The organism is Microbacterium sp. HA-8 (assembly GCF_046111165.1).
In the GTDB taxonomy this organism is placed as follows: Bacteria; Actinomycetota; Actinomycetes; order Actinomycetales; family Microbacteriaceae; genus Microbacterium.
Genome location: NZ_CP162025.1, coordinates 3,452,079 through 3,470,066, shown reverse-complemented (window position 1 = coordinate 3,470,066; position 17,988 = coordinate 3,452,079). Strand labels below are relative to the sequence as shown.

Sequence of the window (17,988 nt, the reverse complement as noted above, 5' to 3'; positions counted from 1 at the left end):
GTGCAGGGTACCGTCAACGCGCGAACCGTGCGCGCAGGTCGGCCTTGCGCACCTTGCCGGATGCCGTGCGGGGCAGCTCATCGACGATCTCGACACGCTTGGGCAGCTTGTACCGAGCCAGGCGACCGTCCAGCAGCGTGCGGATGGTCTCGGTGTCGACGCGGGTGTCGCCCCGAGTGGTGATCACGGCGACCGGCACCTCGCCCCAGCGATCGTCGGGGATGCCGATGACCGCCACCGCGCTGACGCCGTCGATGTCGCAGATCGCGTTCTCCACCTCGGCCGGGTAGATGTTCTCGCCGCCCGAGATGATCATGTCCTTCAGGCGGTCGGAGATGTAGAGGTAGCCGTCCGCGTCGAGGTAGCCCAGATCGCCGGAGCGGAACCACCCGTCGGCGGTGAACGCGCTCGCGGTGGCCTCGGGCAGTCCGTGGTAGCCGGGGAACACATTGGGCCCCGCGATCTCGATCTCGCCGACCGTGCCGCGGGGCACGACGGCGCCGTGCTCGTCGGCGATGCGCACGTCCGTGAAGAAGTGCGGCAGGCCGACGCTGCCCTGTTTGACGCGGGTCATGTCGGGGGAGAGGCTCGTGGCTCCCGGTGAGGTCTCGGTCATCCCGTATCCCTGCGAGAACGACAGCCCGCGCTCCTCGAAGGCGTTCAGGATGCGGGTGGGCACGGCGGACCCGCCGCAGGTGAGCTTCTTCAGGGTCGACAGGTCTGTCGCCGCCCAGTCCGGATGATCGGCCATCAGCTGGTAGGTCGTGGGGACGCCGGAGAGCATCGTGACGCCGTGGCGCTGGATCTGAGCGAGCGCCCGCCCCGGCTCGAACCCGCGCTCCAGCACGAGCGTCGCTCCCTTGAGGATGACGGGCAGCGCGCCCATGCCGAGCGAGGCGACGTGGAAGAGGGGCGAGATCATCAGGGCGACATCGCCGGAGGTCACGTCGTAGTCGACCAGGCAGTTCAACGCCACCCAGGTGAGGTTCTGGTGTGTCAGGACCGCGCCCTTCGCGCGTCCGGTCGTGCCCGAGGTGTACACGATCGCCGCCGGGTCTTCGAGAGAGACCTCGGCATCGATGTGCCCCGCATCCGTCATGCGGATGAGGCGTGCGAGGCCGGGCACCGCCGTGTCGCCTTCGCCTGTCGGGATCGTGTGCACGATGCATTCGGCCACGTCGCCGATGTCGGCGCGATCGACGAACTCGGGATCGTGGATGAGCACCCGGGCGCCGGAGTCGGTCAGCACGTGGCGGATCTCGGGCGGTGCGAGTCGCGTGTTCACCGGGACGAACACGGCGCCGAGCTGGACGGCGCCGAAGAGCACCTGCAGAAGCTGCGGACTGTTCTCGCCGAGATAGGCGACCGCATCCCCCTTGCGGATGCCCCGCCGCCAGAGCAGCTCCGAGACGCGGTCCGCGGCATCCGCGAGCTGGCGATACGTCAGCTGCTGCTCGTCGCAGATCAGTGCGGTCTTGTCGGGACTCTTGAGCCGGCGCTTGGCCATCCAGGAGCCCAGTCCGTGATCGTGCATCGTCGCATGTCCTCAACGTCGAGGGGGTGGGGGAGTCCGCGCGGGCCGGGCCCGCGCGGACGAGGGTCAAGCGTAGAAGCGGTACAGCCCGCGAGCGACGACGGCGGGCTTGGCGCCGCCCTCGATCTCGATGGTCTGGTCGACGGCGAGCTGGTAGCCGCCGGGGATCTCGGTGACCTCGGCCACGACGGCGTTCATCCGCACGTGGGCGCCTACCTTCACGGGCGAGACGAATCTGACCTTGTCGAGGCCGTAGTTGACCTTGGTGGTGACGCCTTCGACGTCGACCAGCTCGGTCCAGAACTTCACGGCGAGCGACAGGGTGAGGAACCCGTGGGCGATCGGAGCGCCGAACGGGCCGTCCTTCGCCCGGTCGGGGTCGACGTGGATCCACTGGTGATCGTCGGTGGCGTCGGCGAAGAGGTCCACGCGGTCCTGCGTGACGACGAGCCAGTCCGTCCATCCCAGGTCGCGTCCGGCGAGGCCGGCGATGTCGGCATAGTCGATGGCGGTGGTCATGCTGTTCCTTTCGAGGGGTCGGCGGGTTCGGGGGTCAGCCCCAGCAGGCGTGCCGCATTGTGCTTCATGATCCCGGGCATGACATCGGGCTTCAGCGCCGTCTGCTCGACGTCGTGCATCCAGCGGTCGGGCGTGAGCAGCGGAAAATCCGACCCGAAGAGCACGCGCCGCTTCAGATAGGAGTTCGCGGCGCGCACGAGCGACTCCGGAAAGTACCTCGGGCTCCAGCCGGAGAGATCGATCCACGTGTTGTGCTTGTGGGTCGCCACCGAGAGCGCTTCGTCCTGCCACGGCACCGAGGGGTGCGCCATGATGATCTGCAGGTCGGGGAAGTCCGCGGCGACGCCGTCGAGCAGCATCGGGTTGGACAGCGCCAGCCGAAAGCCGCGGCCGCCGCGCATCCCGGCGCCGATCCCCGTCTGGCCCGTGTGGAACAGGGCGACGACGCCGGCATCCTGAAGCGCTTCGTAGAGGGGGTAGTGCGCTTCGTCGCTCGGATCGAATCCCTGCACCGTGGGGTGGAACTTGAATCCGCGCACCCCGTGCTCGGTCGCCAGGCGCCGGGCGCGCTCGACGGCCGCCGAGCCCTTGCGCGGGTCGACGGACCCGAAGGGGATCAGCACGTCGTTGTTGCGGGCCGCCCCCTCGGCGATCTGCTCGCTCGAGAGCGCGGGATGCCGGAGCTGACTCTCGGCGTCGACCGTGAACACGACCGCGGCCATCCGGCGCTCGCGGTAGTAGTGGGCGATGCTGTCGAGATCGGGTTTGTCGACGTCGGCCGTGAAGTACTTCGCCGCCGCATCCACAAGGTCGGGGGGCAGGGAGGAGTGGCCGTGCGCGTCGATCTCGATGTGCACGTGCACATCGATGGCCTCGATCGCCTCGAGATCGATGGCCGGCTCGTAGCGGGTCATGCGGATTCCGGTCGCCGCGCTCAGTGACCGGGCGCGGGGCGCTGCAGGTCGTCGGGCAGAGGTGGGAGCTTCTCGCCCACGGATTGCAGCGACGGGCCGATCGTGGCGGCGAACTCCGCCTCGATCGCGCCCGCGTCCCAGCCGCCGTCGTGGTAGGCCGTCACGACGGGCTCGGGGTGCGACCACAGCTGAAGGCGGTCTCCGCCCACGCCGATCGCCTGGCCCGTGACGTCGCCGGCGGCGTCGGAGGCGAGGTACGCGATGATCCCCGCGACGTCGTCGGACGTGCCGAACCCGAGATCGTGGCGGAAGAACGCGGGCATGGCCTCGCCCTTCTCATCGGCCTCGACGGCCGCGGCGAAGTACGGCACCGTGGCGGTCATGGCGGTCGCCGCCACGGGGATGACGGCGTTCGCGGTGATGCCCGCCCGCTTGAGCTCGAGCGCCCAGGTGCGCACCATGCCCACGATCCCGGCCTTGGCGGCGGCGTAGTTGGTCTGGCCGAAATTGCCGCGCTGTCCGGTGGGCGAGCCGATGCAGATGATGCGGCCACCCTCGCCCTGTTCGCGCATGCGGATCGCCGCCTCGCGCACGCATGTGAAGGTGCCTCGCAGGTGCACACCGATGACGGTGTCGAAGTCGTCGTCGCTCATCTTCCAGAGCACGGTGTCCCGCAGCACGCCGGCGTTGGTGACGAGGATGTCGAGGCGGCCGAAGTGCTGGAACGCGGCGTCGACGATCTGTGTGGCGGTCTCGGTCGGCCCGACCGGGGCGACGACGGCGATCGCGGTGCCGCCTGCGTCGGCGATCGAGGCCACGGCGGCGTCCGCGATGGTCTGGTCGACGTCATTGACGATCACGGAGGCGCCCCGTCGGGCGAGCTCCTGCGCGTAGGCGAGGCCCAGGCCGCGGCCCGATCCCGTGACGATGGCGACTTTGCCGTCGAGGCTCATGGAGTTCTCCTTCGTGGTCCTGACTCCATGAAATCGAAGAACATTGAGAATGTCAATGATTGACCTACGGCATGTTTGCTACCATCGGGGCATGACCTCCGCCCGGCCGCGCTCGACCGCCGTCGCGGGCGCCCCCGAGCTCGCCGCCGACCTGAGTTTCTTGCTGGCCCGGGCCAACGCGCTCTCCCTCGCCGCGGGCAACGCCGCGCTTGCACCGTTCGGGCTGAAGGCGCGCTCGTACTCCGTGCTCGCCCTCGCCAGCGGTGACGCACGACCCGCGCAGCGTGATCTGGCGGAGTATCTGAGGCTCGACCCCAGCCAGGTCGTCGCCCTCGTCGACGATCTGCAGGCGAAGGGGCTCGTGACCCGAGAGCCCGATCCCACCGACCGCCGAGCCAACGTGGTCGTCGCGACGCCCGAGGGCGCGCGGCTGTTCCGCGACGCGGAGAGGGCCGCGCGCGATGCCGAGCGGACGCTGCACGCCGATCTCAGCGATGCCGAGCGCGCCGAGCTCGGACGCCTGCTCGCCCGGCTCGCCTTCCCGGGCTGACGCTCAGCGGACGGTGCCGCCCGCAGATCACCGCTCGAGCACGAAGCGCGGCCGCCCGACCGCGACCCCCACCGCCGACTGGGCGAGGCAGACTGCGGCCAGGAGCAGCAGCGGCGCCGACCACGACCCCGTCGCGCTGTGCAGCGCGCCGAACGCGATCGGGCCCGCCGCGGCGATGAGATAGCCCACTGACTGAGCCATGCCGGAGAGGGCGCTCGCGGCGCGCGGGTCGCGGGCCCGCGAGGCGATCAGCGTGAGCGACATGCCCAGCGAAGCCCCCGATGACAGGCCGACGAGCACCGCCCACAGCGCGATCGTGTCGGGCGAGAGCATGAGTCCGACCGCGCCGACGATCGCGAGCGCGGGGATCATTGCCGGCACCCAGCGCTCCAGCCTGCCGCGCAGGAGGACCGGCACGAGCAGGGAGCCCGCGATGGTCAGGATCTGGAAGAGCATGACGACGAAGCCGCTCGCGACCTCGCTGCGCCCCTCCGAGATCGAGAGGGGTGCGAGCCAGGTCAGCAGCATGTAGAAGGCGGCGGCCTGCAGGCCCATGTACGCCGCGACCTGCCAGGCGACGGCATCCGCCCAGATGCCCGTGCGGGGTGCGGCCCGTGCCGGCCGGCGGTGCGGCGGAGCGCCCACGCGGCGCAGGGCGAGCGCCCACAGGACGATCGCCGCCGGCAGCAGCGCACCCGTGGCGAGCAGGGCCAACCGCCAGCCCGCCTCGCCCTGGAGGACCGGCAGGTGCGAGATCGGCACGACGATCCCCGACGCGATCGCGCCCACGCCGCCCAGCAGAGCGGTGTAGACGGCCATCACGGCGGGTACCCGATCGGTGAAATCGCGTTTGATCACGGCGGGCATGAGAACGTTCGCGACCGCCAGCGACGCCCCGATGAGGGCGGTCCCGAGCCACAGGTTGGCCGTCGTGCCGGGTATCGAGCGCAGCAGCGTGCCCGCCGTGAGCCCCGCGAGCGCCCAGGTCACGGTGCGCGTCAGCCCGAAGCGCTCGCTGGCGGTGTGCGCGAGGGGCGACACCAGCGCCCACGCCGCGAGGGGAACCGACGCCAGCGCGCCGAGCGCCGCCGTCGACAGTCCGGTATCGCTCTCGATCTGATCGAGCAGGGGCCCGAGCCCCGTGATCGTCGCGCGCATGTTGGCCGCGATGAGGCACACGGCGACGAAGAGCAGGATGCCGGAGCCCGCAGCATCCCGTCGAGTGGTCACGAGAACGGGACTATACCCGCCCGCGCCGGATCAGCCCTCGAGCGGCCAGCCCGTGTACGCCTCGGCGAGGTAGGTGCGTCCGGCCTCGGACTCGACGACGCTGCGCAGCTCGCCGACCTGGCGGCGGCGGTCGAAGTCGGTCGCCTCCGGGGTGACGTGCAGCATGCTCGTCATCCACCAGGAGAAATGCTGAGCCTTCCAGATTCGGCGCAGCGCCGTCTCGGCGTAGGAGTCGAGGGGGCGCTCATCACCCTCGAGCAGCAGTGCGCGCAGGGCGCGATCGAGCAGAACCACGTCGGCGACGGCGAGGTTCATGCCCTTGGCGCCCGTGGGCGGCACGGTGTGCGCGGCATCGCCCACCAGCGCCACCCGGCCCCGGCGCAGCTCGTGCGCGACGAAGCTGCGGAAGCGCAGCACGTCGCGTTGGAAGATCGGTCCCTCGTGCAGCGTGGTGCCGGGGACGCGCGCCTGCAGCTCGTGCCAGAGCTGCTGCTCGGTGAACGCCTCCGGGTCGGTCTCGGGATCGCACTGGAAGTACATCCGCTGCACCGTGGCGCTGCGCTGGCTGATCAGGGCGAAGCCGTTCGGGGAGTTGCTGTAGATCAGCTCGTCCGAACTCGGCGGCGCCTCGCACAGGATTCCGAACCACGCGAACGGGTACTCGCGGAAGTACCCGCCCGTCGAGGAGCCCGTCACCGCGGCGCGGGCGGCCGACCGGGAGCCGTCCGCCCCCACGACGAACTCGGCGTCGATCTCTAGCACGCCGCCCTCGGAATCGGTCGTGATCACGCGCGGTTGCGGCGTCTCGGCGCCCTCGACGCGGAGTGCGGTCACGCCGAAGCGCAGGTCCTGACCCGCCGCCAGCCTCGCCGCGATCAGGTCCTTCAGTACCTCGTGCTGCGGGTAGAGCCAGACGCTGCGACCGGTGAGTGAGGGGAAGTCGATGCGGTGGCCTTCGTCGTCGAAGCGCAGTTCGATCCCGTCGTGGCGGTTGCCCACGCTGAGGACCCGGTCGGAGGCGCCCGAGTCGTGCAGCACCTGCACGGTGCCGTGCTCGAGGATGCCCGCGCGGATCGTGCTCTCGATGTCGGCTCGCGAGCGCTGGTCGATCACGACCGAGTCGATGCCGGCCGCGCCGAGCAGGTGCGAGAGCAGCAGGCCCGCGGGCCCTGCGCCGATGATCGCGACGCGGGTGCGGAGGGTGGTCGTCATGGGTCGTCTCCTTCGACGGCGGATGCCGGGATCCAGCATCCTGCGTCGGTTCGTCGAACGCGCGAACCGGCCCATTGAACGGGCGACGACGCATCAGGGGTGCGGTGCGGAGACGGCCGGCGAGACACCGGCGGCGGCGCGGCGCAGCTCCTCGACGGCACCGGCGGTGGGCGCGTCGCGGGGCAGGACGACAGCGAGCGCCGCGATCACCTCGCCGCGCGCACCGTCTCGGACGGGAACGGCGACCCCGGTCGAGACGGACTCGATCGACCCCGCCGCGACGACGTGGCCCTCGCGTCGGATGCCGGCGAGCATCCCGCGCAGGGTCGCGGCATCCGTGGTCGTCTCGGGCGTGAGGGCGCGAAGCGGTGCCGCGAGGACGCGCTCGCGCACCGCTTCGGGCGCGTGCGCGAGCAGCACGAGGCCGGCAGAGGAGGCGTGCAGCGGGAGGCGCCCGGCGATGCGGGTGATGTTCGCCCCCGCTTGCGGATGCGAGAGGCGCTCGAGGAAGAGCGCCTCGTCCTGCTCGAGCACGGCGAGCTGCGTGTGCTCGCGCACCCGAGCCTGCACCCGTTCCATGTGCGGCAGCGCCGCCTGCCGCAGACGCAGGGCCCGGGAGCCGCGCAGCGCGAGCTCCCAGAGGCGCAGGCCCAGGCGCACGCGGCCGTCGTCGTCGCGCTCGAGCAGGCCGGATGCCGTCAGCTCGGCCACGATCCGCTGCGCCGTCGAGGGGGGCAGATGCGCGCGTCGGCCGATCTGCGCGACGGTCTGCACGGTGCGGTCGGTGTCGAACGTCTCGAGCACGCGCACGACGCGCTCGGTCACCGAGTCGCCGGAGGGCGAATTGGCCATGCCCCCAGCATCCCATCGCCCGGACCCGCGGTACGGTCGGGCGGGAGGGAGGCCCGCCATGAGCGACACCGAGGCCGGCGCGGGGATGCTGAGCCGCGCGATGCGCGTGCTGCAGTGCTTCGGCGACGACGAGCCCGCGCTGACGGCCGCGGAGCTCGCCGCGCGCACGGGGCTGGCGTCCTCGAGCCTGCACCGCCTGCTCGCGCAGCTGCTGCAGCACGGCCTTCTTGCGCGCGCTCCCGGACACCGGTACACGGTGGGCGCGCGGCTCTGGGAGCTCGGCGAACTCTCCCCGCTGGCCCTGCGCCTGCGCGAGACGGCGCTGCCGCACATGTCGCGCCTGTACGAGGCGACGGGCGAGAACGTGCATCTCGCGGTGCTCGATGCGCCCAGCCCCGAGACCGCGGCCGCGCTCTTCGTGGGTCGGATCTCGGGGCAGTCCTCGTTCCCCACCCTCAGCCGGATGGGCGGCCGGCATCCACTGCACACGACCGGCGTCGGCAAAGCGCTGCTGGCGACGCGCGACGAGGAGTGGCTCGCCCGCTTCTTCGCGACGCCCCTCGAGCGCGAGACCACGCACTCCATCACCGCCGAGTCGGATCTGCGTGCCGATCTGGCGCGCGCGCGGGCCCGCGGGTACGCCACGACACGGGAGGAGATGTCGCTCGGCACCGTCTCGGTGGCGGCTCCCCTCGGTCGTGTCGACGGTCTGCCCCGCGGGGCGCTGGGTGTCGTCGCGCGGCTGGAGGGTGTGGACGAGCGACGTCTCGGCGCTCTCGTCACGCAGACCGCCGGCGACCTCACGCGCGCGCTGCGTCCCGTCTGATTCCCATTCAGCGGGACTGAAGGGGTGGCGTCGCGGGTCCCGCCGTCATCCTGGACAGACGTCCTCGTCGAAGGAGACACGATGTCCACACCCGCGAGCTCGGAGGCGGTCGACCCGGCCCTCGAGAACACGCCACCCGCGAAGCAGTTCGCGGCCCCCGAGACGCTGCTGGCCGCACCCGACCAGGCCACGCAGGCGCAGATCACCGACGAGATCCGCGGCATCCACGCCGACGCCGAGCGTCGGATCGCGGCCGGCGAGAGCGTGCCGACGACCCTGTACGACTTCGCGCCGTATCGCTCGAGCGTCCTGCGTCATCCGACGAAGAACCCGCGCCTTGTCGACCCCGAGACGATCGAGCTGCACTCCCCGGCCTTCGGGCAGCGCGACGTCGCGGCGATCGAATCCGACCTCACCCTGCAGCACCGCGGCGAGCCGCAGGGCGAACGCATCACCGTCAGCGGTCGCCTGCTCGACTCGTGGGGACGTCCGCTGGCCAATCAGCTGGTCGAGGTCTGGCAGGCCAACGCCGCCGGCCGCTACATCCACCAGCGCGACCAGCATCCCGCCCCGCTCGATCCGTACTTCACGGGCGCGGGGCGCACCGTCACGAACGACGCGGGGGAGTACTTCTTCACCACGATCAAGCCGGGGCCCTACCCCTGGAAGAACCACGTCAATGCGTGGCGACCCGCCCACATCCACTTCTCGGTGTTCGGCTCGGCCTTCACGCAGCGCATCATCACGCAGATGTACTTTCCGGGCGACCCGCTCTTCGCGCTCGACCCGATCTACAACACCATCCGCGACCAGAAGGACCGCGACCGGCTCGTCTCGGTCTACGACCACGATCTGACGGTTCCCGAGTTCTCGATGGGCTACCGCTGGGACATCGTGGTCGACGGTCCCGATGCGACCTGGTTCGAATCCGAGGGAGAGCACTGATGGCGACGACACCGGCCCGCGGACCGCGCACACTGGCCCCGACATCCGGCCAGACGATCGGCCCGTTCTTCGCCTTCGGTCTGGTGTATCCCAAGATGCACGAGGTCGCCTTTCCGCACACGCCCGGGTCGATCGTCCTCGGCGGCACGGTGTTCGACGGCCAGGGATCCGCGATCCCCGACGCGCTCATCGAGATCTGGGGGGCCGACAGCGACGGCACCGTGCCGTCGGCGCGAGGCTCGCACCGGCGCGATGACCACACCTTCACGGGATTCGGCCGTGCCGCGACGACCGACGACGGGCACTACGAGTTCTGGACCCGCAACCCCGGCTCGGTCTCGGGTGAGGCGCCGTTCTTCGCCGTGGTCGTCTTCGCCCGCGGTCTGCCGAACAAGCTGCACACCCGCATCTATCTGCCCGACGACGAGCAGGCGCTCGCCGCCGACCCCCTGCTCTCGCAGCTCGCGCCCGACGAGCGCGCTACGCTCGTCGCAACGCGCACGCCCGAGGGTCACCTGGTGCACGACATCTGGTTGCAGGGCGAGAAGGAGACCGTCTTCCTTGACTTCTGACGCAGTCCCCGATCGGTCAGCGGCACCGGTGGATGCGGGATTGCTGTCGCCGGTCACCGCGGGTCTCGACGGCCCGGTGACGGATGCTGCCGTGGTGAGCGCGCTCGTTCGGGCCGAGATCGCGCTGGTCAGGGCATACGCGCGGCTGGGCGTCGCCCCCGGGGAGGCCGCCGATGCCGCCGATGCGCTCGCGGACATCGAGATCGACGCAGCCCGGCTCGCCGCCGACGCCGTGGCGGGGGGCAATCCGGTCATCCCGCTGGTCGGACTGCTGCGGGCGCAGTCGCCCGCGCCGGTGCGCCCGTGGGTGCACCGCGGCGCGACCAGCCAGGACATCGTCGACACCGCACTCATGTGCGTCGCGCGCGACGCCGTGCAGACGGCGCTGATCGCGCTCGCGCGCGCCTCGGCCGCCCTGCGCCTGCTCGCACGCACTGAGCGCACCACCGTGGCCGCCGCCCGCACCCTCACCCAGCATGCGGTGCCCACGACCGTCGGTGCCCGCGCGGCGACGTGGGCGCGCGGCATCGACAGAGCGGCGTCCCGGCTCGAGGCCGCCCGGCAGGCCCTGCCCGCGCAGCTCGCGGGTGCGGGCGGCACGCTCGCGGCGTTCGTCGAGATCGCCGGCGCCGAGGGTGCAGCATCCCTGCCCGCCCTCTTCGCCGCCGACCTGGGGCTCGCCGCCCCCGACGGGTCGTGGCACACCCGGCGCTGGCCGGTGACCGAGCTCGGCGATGCCCTCGTGCAGGCCGTGGACGCGGCGGGCAAGTTCGCCACCGACGTGGCGACGCTCTCGCGCACCGAGATCGGCGAGGTGTCCCAGGCCTCGGGCGGGGGATCGTCGGCGATGCCGCAGAAGCAGAATCCCGTCGAGGCCGTGCTGATCCGCTCCGCCGCCCTGCGCGCGCCCCAGCTCGGTGCGACGCTGCACCTGGCATCCGCGCTCGCCGTCGACGAGCGACCCGACGGCGCGTGGCACGCGGAGTGGCCGACGCTGCGCGAACTGCTGCGCCTCGCCCTCGGCGCGAGCGCCCACGCCGCCTCGCTCGCCGAGGGCCTGCACGTCGACCGGGATGCTGTCGCCCGCAATCTGGCGTCGACCCGGGGTCTGATCATGGCCGAGCGCCTCTCGCTGGTGCTGGCTCCCGTGATCGGCGCGGAGCGCGTCGCGGCGCTGGTCGCCGAGGCCACACGGGGAGCGGACCTCGCCGACCTGCTGCGGGCGCTCCCGGAGGCGCCCTCCATCGACATCGTCACGCTGCTCGACCCGGCGGCGTACATCGGAACGGCCGCGGCGAGCGCCGACGGCGAAGGGAGCCCCCCATGACCCGACCCGAGATCGCGATGACCGCGCCGGAGGGCGCGGCCCTCGGCCCCCTGCTCGTGCTGGGGCCCTCGCTCGGCACCTCCACCATCCTCTGGGAGGACGCGGTGCCCGCCCTGAAGGAGCGGTACCGTGTGGCCGCGTGGGATCTTCCCGGCCACGGCCGCGCGCCCTCACCGGGGGAGGGATTCTCGGTCGGGGAGGTCGCGGACGCGGTCGCCGACGCCGTTCGCGGACTCGGTGAGCAGCGCGTGCTCTACGCGGGGGTCTCGCTCGGCGGGGCGGTGGGCCTGGAACTCCTGCTCCGCCATCCAGATATCGTCACCGCCGCCGCGATCGTGTGCTCGGGAGCCAAGCTCGGCGAGGCCGCGGGATGGCATGACCGCGCGCGCCAGGTGCGCGAGCAGGGCACGGCCAGCCTCGTATCCGCATCGGCGGGACGGTGGTTCGCCCCGGAGTCGATCGCCCGGCGCCCCGAGCTCTCCGGACGACTGCTGCACGCGCTTCGCGATGCGGACGACGAGGGCTACGCCCGGTGCTGCGAGGCGCTGGCCGACTTCGACGTGCGCGACCGGCTGTCGACGATCGCGGCGCCCGTGCTCGCGGTGTGGGGGGAGTGCGACGCCGTCACCCCCGAGGCGTCGGCGGTCGAGATCGCGTCCTCGGTGCAGGAGGGTCGCGCCGTGCGGATTGCGGACGCCGCCCACCTCGCTCCTGCCGAGCAGCCCGAGGCTGTCGCGCGCGAGCTCGTCGAGTTCTTCGACGCCGCCGACGGGGCGAAGCGATGACCCGCCCCGCCGGCGAGGGTCTCAGCGACGGCGCACGCTACGACCAGGGGATGGTGGTGCGCCGCGAGGTGCTCTCGGATGCGCACGTCGACCGGGCGAACGCCGGCACGACGCCGCTGACGGGGGATTTCCAGGACTTCATCACCCGCGTCGCGTGGGGCGATGTGTGGTCGCGACCCGGCCTGGATCGCCGGTCGCGATCGGTCGCCGTCCTCACCGCGCTGATCGCGCTCGGCCACCACGATGAACTGGCGATGCACCTGCGGGCGGCGCTGCGCAACGGCCTCACCGTCGACGAGGTGAAGGAGGTCATCCTGCAGTCCGCGATCTACTGCGGGGTGCCGGCGGCCAACACGGCCTTCCGGATCGCGAACGAGATCTACGGGGTTGGCTAAGCTAGACTAAGTCGATGCCGCAGGTCAACGTGCACGAAGCCAAGTCGCAGCTCTCCGCGCTGATCGCTCGCGTCCTCGCCGGCGAGGAGATCACCATCGCGAGGGCCGGCGTTCCCGTCGTCGATATCGTGATCCACCGTGATGCCCACGTCGTGTATGGACTCGGGGCCGGTGAGCCGCCGCACGATCCCGACCTCTTCGACGGCGTCGATGACGAGGCGGCCGCGCTCTTCTACGCGACGCGCTCATGATCCTGCTCGACACGAATGCGGCGCTGTGGCTGTACCACGACAGCCGTGATCTCGGCGCGCTCAGCAGGAGGCGCATCGGCAGGGCGACCCGCGTGTTCTATTCCGCGGCGACGGTACTCGAGATCACCATCAAGCACATGCTCGGCCGCCTCCCGCTGCCCGGCGGCCAGGACTTCCCATCCGTCTTCGAAAGCTCAGGTCTCGTCGAGTTGCCCCCGACGGCGCGGCATGCGGTGATGCTCGCAGCATTTCCGGCGCTGGCACGACACGACCCTTTCGACCGTATGCTGCTCGCGCAGGCGCGCGCAGAGGGATTGGATCTGATCACCTCCGACGCGACGATGCTGTCGCTCGACGAACCGTGGATCATCGACGCCCGCAGGTGACCACGTCTCGCACCGATTCGAGGGGATGCTGTCGCTAGGCTGACGCCGTGACCTCGACGCCGATCACGCCGCCGCCCGTGGATGCCGCGCCGGATTCCGGCCCTCCGCGTTCCGCCGGACGCGACGACCGCATCACGCTGCGGTTCCTCGCCACGCCCGCCGACACCGCCGCCGGAGGCCGATCCGTCGCCGCGGGCAGCGTGATGGAGTGGATCGACAAAGCCGGCTACGCCTGTGCCGTGGGCTGGGCCGGGGCCTACTGCGTCACCGCGTACGTGGGCAACGTGCGCCATCGTCGGCCGATCCCGCCGGGCAGTCTCGTCGAGGCCGAGGCCCGCATCATCCACACGGGCCGCACGAGCATGCACGTGCTGGTCACGGTGTCCTCGAGCGAGGTGAACGAGCACCGGTACCGGCCCGCAACGACGTGCATCCTGGTCTTCGTCGCCAAGGGGGCCGACGGTCGCCCCGCCGAGGTGCCCGCGTGGCAGCCGCGCTCCCGCGCCGACCACAAGCTCGCCATCGCAGCGATCGAGCGGATCCCCGCCCGCGCCGAGATCCGGCGGCTCATGCTCGAACAGGCCTATACCGACGACACGACCGCCCCGCGCGCCACCCTGCGATTCCTCGTGCCCACCGGCGTCGTCAACTTCGGGGGCAAGGCGCACGGCGGCACGGTCATGCGCTGGATCGACGAGGCCGCCTACGCGTGTGCGGCATCGTGGAGCCGTGACGGCGACACGGCCAGCGAAGCGGTCGCGGTCTATTCGGGCGGCATCCACTTCTTCGCGCCGGTGCGCATCGGAGACCTCGTCGAGGTCGATGCGCGCCTCGTGCACACCGGCGCGCACAGCATGCACCTCAGCATCCGGGTCTCCTGCGCCGATCCGCGTTCGCCGGGAGAGTGGGTGCTGACGACGCAGTGCATGAGCGTGTTCGTCGTGCCGGGGCCCGCCGGGGTCGCTCTGCCGGTGCCCGCGTGGACGCCGCAGACACCGGAGGACGTGCGCCTGGATGCGCACGCGCGCGAGCTCATCGCGCTGCGCGAGCACATCGTGCCGATCCCCGCATCGCTCTCGCTCGAGCCCTGACCCGCGGTCGGCGCTGCGTCGTGTTGGCGCGCCTCCGGACGCCGGGGTGGTGGCCGGCGTCCGGGCGCGCTACGATGGCCGCATGGCGTACGTGTGTGCGCAGAGCGAACAACGCGAGGAGGCGGCGTGATCGACAAATCCGTGCCCGACGTCGAGGCGGCGGTCCGCGACATTCCCGACGGAGCGACCGTGATGATCGGCGGGTTCGGCCGGGCGGGGCAGCCCGTCGAGCTGATCGACGCGCTCATCGCCCACGGTGCGCGAGACCTCACGATCGTCAACAACAACGCCGGCAACGGCGACACCGGGCTTGCGGCGCTTCTTGCGAACCGGCAGGTGCGCAAGATCCTGTGCTCCTTTCCGCGGCAGCACGACTCGTGGGTGTTCGACGGCCTGTATCGCGCCGGCGAGATCGAGCTCGAACTCGTCCCGCAGGGCAACCTCGCCGAGCGCATCCGGGCGGCGGGTGCCGGTGTGGGCGCGTTCTTCTCGCCCACGGGCGTCGGCACGCAGCTTGCCGAGGGCAAGGAGGAACGCGAGATCGACGGGCGCCGATATGTGCTCGAATACCCGATCAAGGCGGACTTCGCGCTGATCGGCGCGCTGCGGGCGGATCGCTGGGGCAACCTGGTCTACCGCAAGACGGCGCGCAACTTCGGTCCCATCATGGCCGCCGCGGCGGCGACCACGATCGTGCAGGTCGATGAGATCGTCCCCCTCGGCGAGCTCGACCCCGAGGTCGTCGTGACTCCCGGCATCTTCGTCGACCGCGTCGTCGCGGTGGGTGAGCGGGCCTGGCTGAGCGAGCGCGCGTTCGTCGGAGGCGTCGACATCGAGGGGCGCCCGGCCGAGGCCGCGCCCGTCACCGCAACGGAGGCAGATCAGTGACAACTCGCATCACCCGCGACGAGCTCGCGCGCCGCATCGCGGCCGACATCCCCGAGGGGGCGTACGTCAACCTCGGTATCGGAGCGCCCACGCTCGTGGCCAACTTCCTGCCCGAGGGCCTCGAGATCATCCTGCACACCGAGAACGGGCTGCTCGGAATGGGGCCGGCGCCCGAGCCCGGCCGGATCGACCCCGACCTCATCAATGCTGGCAAGCAGCCCGTCACCGAGCTGGCCGGCGCCGCCTACTTCCACCACGCGGACTCCTTCGGCATGATGCGCGGCGGTCACCTCGACGTGTGCGTGCTCGGCGCCTTCCAGGTGTCGCAGAACGGCGACCTCGCCAACTGGTCGACCGGCGCGTCGGGCGCGATTCCCGCAGTGGGAGGCGCGATGGACCTCGCCATCGGGGCGAAGGACGTCTACGTCATGACGGACCTGCTGACCAAGCAGGGCGAGTCCAAGCTCGTGACCGCATGCACCTACCCCTTGACCGGCGTGGGCTGTGTCAGCCGCGTCTACACCGACCACGGCGTCTTCGACGTCACGCCCGACGGGTTTGCGCTCCGCGAAGCCTTCGGAGACAACACACTCGACTCGCTCGCCGAGCTGACGGGGCTGACCCTCGTCCGCTCGACAGACTGATCGGCAGAAAGGCACTTCCATGACCGCCAGCTTCATCTTCGATGCCGTCCGCACGCCGTTCGGTCGTGCCGGCGGCGCCCTCTCGGGCGTCCGGCCCGACGACCTCGCCGCCGTCGTCATGCGCGCCGCAGTCGAGCGCACCGGTGTCGATCCGGCTCGGATCGAGGACGTCATCTTCGGCGACGCCAATCAGGCCGGCGAGGACAACCGCAACGTCGGCCGCTTCGGTGCGCTGCTCGCGGGGTTCCCCACCAGCGTCACCGGGGTCACGGTCAATCGACTCTGCGCATCGTCGGTCGAGGCGGTCATCCAGGGCTCGCGCGCCGTCGAGGCGGGCGACGCCGACATCATCCTCGCGGGTGGCGTGGAGTCGATGAGCCGTGCCCCGTTCGTGGTCGAGAAGTCGCCGAAGCCGTGGCCGAGTGTCGGCAATCAGACCCTGTGGAACACCTCGATCGGATGGCGCATGGTCAACAAGGCGCTCCCGAAGCACTGGACGATCAGCAACGGAGAGTCCGCCGAGAAGATCGCGGGCGAATGGGGCATCTCGCGCGAGGCTCAGGACGAGTTCGCGGTGCGCTCGCACCGCCTGGCCGCGGAGGCCTGGGCCGCCGGCGTCTACGACGGCGAGATCGTCCAGGTGCCCGGGGCCGAGCTGGCGCGTGACGAGGGTATCCGCGACGAGACGTCGGTCGAGAAGCTCGCCGGTCTGCGTGCGCTGTTCGCCGCCGACGGCACGGTCACGGCGGGCAACTCGTCCTCCATCAACGACGGCGCCTCCGCCGTGCTCATCGGCCGCGAGGGGGCGCTCGAGGCGGAGCCGCTCGCGCGGATCGTCGGGCGGGCCTCGCACGGGGTCGACCCCGACCAGTTCCCGATCGCGCCGATCGAGGCGGCCAACAAGGCGCTGGCCCGTGCGGGCAAGGCCTGGGCCGATGTCGATCTCGTCGAGCTGAACGAGGCCTTCGCCTCGCAGAGCCTCGCGTGCCTCGCGGGATGGCCCGACCTGGATCCCGACAAGCTCAACATCCACGGCGGGGCTCTGGCGATCGGGCACCCGCTCGGCGCCTCGGGCGGCCGCATCATCGGGCACGCCGCACACGAGCTCAAGCGCCGGGGCGGCGGAGTCGCCGTCGCGGCGATCTGCATCGGCGTGGGCCAGGGGCTCGCGGTCGTCCTCGAGCGCTGAGAGCACGCACGCCGTCGGGAAGCGCCACGCGCTCTGATCCCGGGCGCGCCCTGATCCCGGACGCGCCCTGACCCCGTCGAAGGGCGCGTCCCGCGAATGAGAGGATGACGCGGTGACCGATCCCGGACCCGTGGAGGATGCTGCCGCGTCGGGCGACTTCGTCCAGTCCCTCGCCCGCGGGCTCGCGGTGATCCGGGCGTTCGACGCCCAGCATCCCGAGCTGAGCCTGAGCGATGTCGCCCGTCGCACGGGGCTGACCAGGGCAGCATCCCGCCGTTTTCTGCTGACGCTCGCATCCCTCGGCTACGTGCGCAGTGACGGCCGCGACTTCGCGCTGACTCCGCGCGTGCTCGAGCTGGGTTTCAGCTATCTCTCCTCGCTGTCGCTTCCCGAGGTCGTGCAGCCGCACCTCGAGCGTCTCTCGCGCGAGGTCGACGAGAGCGTGTCGGCGGCGGTGCTCGACGGCGCCGACATCGTTTACGTCGCCCGCGTGCCCACTCGTCGCATCATGAGCGTGCGCATCACGATCGGCACCCGTTTTCCGGCATACGCCACGAGCCTGGGCCGGGTGCTCCTGGCGGGCCTCCCGGACGCCGAGGCGGATGCCGTGTTGCGCGCGGCGCCGCTGGACGCGCTGACCTCACGCACGGTTGCCGATCCGACCGCCCTCGAGAGCGAGCTCGACCGGGTGCGCGCCCAGGGGTGGTCGCTCGTCGACGGCGAGCTCGAGCAGGGCCTGCGCTCCGTCGCGGCGCCGGTGCACGACCGGGCGGGACGGGTGATCGCGGCCATCAACGTGTCATCGAGTGCGACCCGCGACACGGTGGAGCACCTGATCGAGCGGTACGTCCCCGCCGTGCTCTCGACCGCCGCCGCGATCGATTCGGAGCTGCGCCTGGTCTGATCGGGCGAGCGGCTCGCGGGC

The 17,988-nt window shown here is 71.4% G+C and carries 21 protein-coding genes; 14 read left to right on the top strand and 7 right to left on the bottom strand.

All coding sequences use genetic code 11. From position 1 onward, the window contains the following. Positions 1-13: 13 nt before the first annotated feature. From menE to AB2L57_RS16555, 4 genes are all read right to left on the bottom strand, one after another. Positions 14-1,534 carry an o-succinylbenzoate--CoA ligase gene (gene menE / locus AB2L57_RS16570; RefSeq protein WP_409047608.1) on the bottom strand — a complete coding sequence of 507 codons (1,521 nt, stop codon included), beginning with the start codon at positions 1,532-1,534 and terminating at the stop codon, positions 14-16. Between the two features lie 66 nt (positions 1,535-1,600). Beyond that, positions 1,601-2,053 carry a MaoC family dehydratase gene (locus tag AB2L57_RS16565; RefSeq protein ID WP_409047607.1) on the bottom strand — a complete coding sequence of 151 codons (453 nt, stop codon included), beginning with the start codon at positions 2,051-2,053 and terminating at the stop codon, positions 1,601-1,603. Further along, entirely contained in the window at positions 2,050-2,967 is a 918-nt protein-coding gene (locus AB2L57_RS16560) for an amidohydrolase family protein (RefSeq protein ID WP_409047606.1), read from the bottom strand. Before AB2L57_RS16560 ends, AB2L57_RS16565 begins: the two co-directional genes overlap by 4 nt. A gap of 20 nt (positions 2,968-2,987) precedes the next feature. Further along, positions 2,988-3,920: an SDR family NAD(P)-dependent oxidoreductase gene (locus tag AB2L57_RS16555; protein WP_409047605.1), complete on the bottom strand. Its 933-nt coding sequence runs from the start codon at positions 3,918-3,920 to the stop codon at positions 2,988-2,990. A gap of 91 nt (positions 3,921-4,011) precedes the next feature. On the opposite strand from AB2L57_RS16555, the gene AB2L57_RS16550 reads away from it, so the two are divergent. Continuing rightward, positions 4,012-4,470, top strand: coding sequence for a MarR family winged helix-turn-helix transcriptional regulator (locus AB2L57_RS16550; protein WP_409047604.1), 459 nt, complete (start codon positions 4,012-4,014; stop codon positions 4,468-4,470). A gap of 27 nt (positions 4,471-4,497) precedes the next feature. Here AB2L57_RS16550 and AB2L57_RS16545 read toward each other — a convergent pair whose 3' ends face one another. From AB2L57_RS16545 to AB2L57_RS16535, 3 genes are all read right to left on the bottom strand, one after another. Further along, on the bottom strand, positions 4,498-5,700 hold the full coding sequence (locus AB2L57_RS16545) for an MFS transporter (protein WP_409047603.1): 1,203 nt from the start codon (positions 5,698-5,700) through the stop codon (positions 4,498-4,500). 30 nt (positions 5,701-5,730) lie between these two features. Further along, entirely contained in the window at positions 5,731-6,912 is a 1,182-nt protein-coding gene (locus AB2L57_RS16540) for a 4-hydroxybenzoate 3-monooxygenase (protein ID WP_409047602.1), read from the bottom strand. Positions 6,913-7,005: 93 nt separating this feature from the next. Continuing rightward, positions 7,006-7,764 (bottom strand): IclR family transcriptional regulator, encoded by a 759-nt coding sequence (locus AB2L57_RS16535; protein WP_409047601.1) that lies wholly within the window; start codon positions 7,762-7,764, stop codon positions 7,006-7,008. 58 nt (positions 7,765-7,822) lie between these two features. Here AB2L57_RS16535 and AB2L57_RS16530 point away from each other — a divergent pair, with 58 nt between their 5' ends. The 13 genes from AB2L57_RS16530 to AB2L57_RS16470 all read left to right on the top strand — a co-directional run bounded on the left by AB2L57_RS16530 (position 7,823) and on the right by AB2L57_RS16470 (position 17,967). Then, the gene (locus tag AB2L57_RS16530; protein ID WP_409047600.1) at positions 7,823-8,590 is read left to right on the top strand and encodes an IclR family transcriptional regulator; all 768 of its coding nucleotides are present in this window, start codon (positions 7,823-7,825) and stop codon (positions 8,588-8,590) included. An 81-nt stretch (positions 8,591-8,671) separates the two neighbouring features. Further along, entirely contained in the window at positions 8,672-9,535 is an 864-nt protein-coding gene (pcaH, locus tag AB2L57_RS16525) for a protocatechuate 3,4-dioxygenase subunit beta (protein WP_292810111.1), read from the top strand. Further along, positions 9,535-10,107, top strand: coding sequence for a protocatechuate 3,4-dioxygenase subunit alpha (gene pcaG / locus AB2L57_RS16520; RefSeq protein WP_409047599.1), 573 nt, complete (start codon positions 9,535-9,537; stop codon positions 10,105-10,107). The genes pcaH and pcaG overlap by 1 nt, the downstream gene beginning before the upstream one ends. Beyond that, positions 10,097-11,434 (top strand): lyase family protein, encoded by a 1,338-nt coding sequence (locus AB2L57_RS16515; RefSeq protein WP_292810115.1) that lies wholly within the window; start codon positions 10,097-10,099, stop codon positions 11,432-11,434. Before pcaG ends, AB2L57_RS16515 begins: the two co-directional genes overlap by 11 nt. Further along, positions 11,431-12,219: an alpha/beta fold hydrolase gene (locus AB2L57_RS16510; RefSeq protein WP_292810117.1), complete on the top strand. Its 789-nt coding sequence runs from the start codon at positions 11,431-11,433 to the stop codon at positions 12,217-12,219. Before AB2L57_RS16515 ends, AB2L57_RS16510 begins: the two co-directional genes overlap by 4 nt. After that, positions 12,216-12,614, top strand: coding sequence for a 4-carboxymuconolactone decarboxylase (pcaC, locus tag AB2L57_RS16505; RefSeq protein WP_292810119.1), 399 nt, complete (start codon positions 12,216-12,218; stop codon positions 12,612-12,614). Before AB2L57_RS16510 ends, pcaC begins: the two co-directional genes overlap by 4 nt. A gap of 14 nt (positions 12,615-12,628) precedes the next feature. Continuing rightward, complete coding sequence (locus AB2L57_RS16500; protein WP_292810121.1) at positions 12,629-12,865, top strand: type II toxin-antitoxin system Phd/YefM family antitoxin; 237 nt, start codon at positions 12,629-12,631, stop codon at positions 12,863-12,865. Next, positions 12,862-13,251 (top strand): type II toxin-antitoxin system VapC family toxin, encoded by a 390-nt coding sequence (locus tag AB2L57_RS16495; protein ID WP_409047598.1) that lies wholly within the window; start codon positions 12,862-12,864, stop codon positions 13,249-13,251. Before AB2L57_RS16500 ends, AB2L57_RS16495 begins: the two co-directional genes overlap by 4 nt. 47 nt (positions 13,252-13,298) lie before the next feature. After that, positions 13,299-14,342 (top strand): acyl-CoA thioesterase, encoded by a 1,044-nt coding sequence (locus tag AB2L57_RS16490; protein ID WP_292810125.1) that lies wholly within the window; start codon positions 13,299-13,301, stop codon positions 14,340-14,342. A 126-nt stretch (positions 14,343-14,468) separates the two neighbouring features. Next, positions 14,469-15,230 (top strand): 3-oxoacid CoA-transferase subunit A, encoded by a 762-nt coding sequence (locus AB2L57_RS16485; protein WP_292810127.1) that lies wholly within the window; start codon positions 14,469-14,471, stop codon positions 15,228-15,230. Continuing rightward, positions 15,227-15,874 carry a 3-oxoacid CoA-transferase subunit B gene (locus tag AB2L57_RS16480; RefSeq protein ID WP_292810129.1) on the top strand — a complete coding sequence of 216 codons (648 nt, stop codon included), beginning with the start codon at positions 15,227-15,229 and terminating at the stop codon, positions 15,872-15,874. The genes AB2L57_RS16485 and AB2L57_RS16480 overlap by 4 nt, the downstream gene beginning before the upstream one ends. 19 nt (positions 15,875-15,893) lie before the next feature. Then, positions 15,894-17,063 (top strand): thiolase family protein, encoded by a 1,170-nt coding sequence (locus AB2L57_RS16475; RefSeq protein WP_409047597.1) that lies wholly within the window; start codon positions 15,894-15,896, stop codon positions 17,061-17,063. Between the two features lie 112 nt (positions 17,064-17,175). Beyond that, entirely contained in the window at positions 17,176-17,967 is a 792-nt protein-coding gene (locus AB2L57_RS16470) for an IclR family transcriptional regulator C-terminal domain-containing protein (RefSeq protein WP_292810133.1), read from the top strand. Positions 17,968-17,988: the final 21 nt, after the last annotated feature.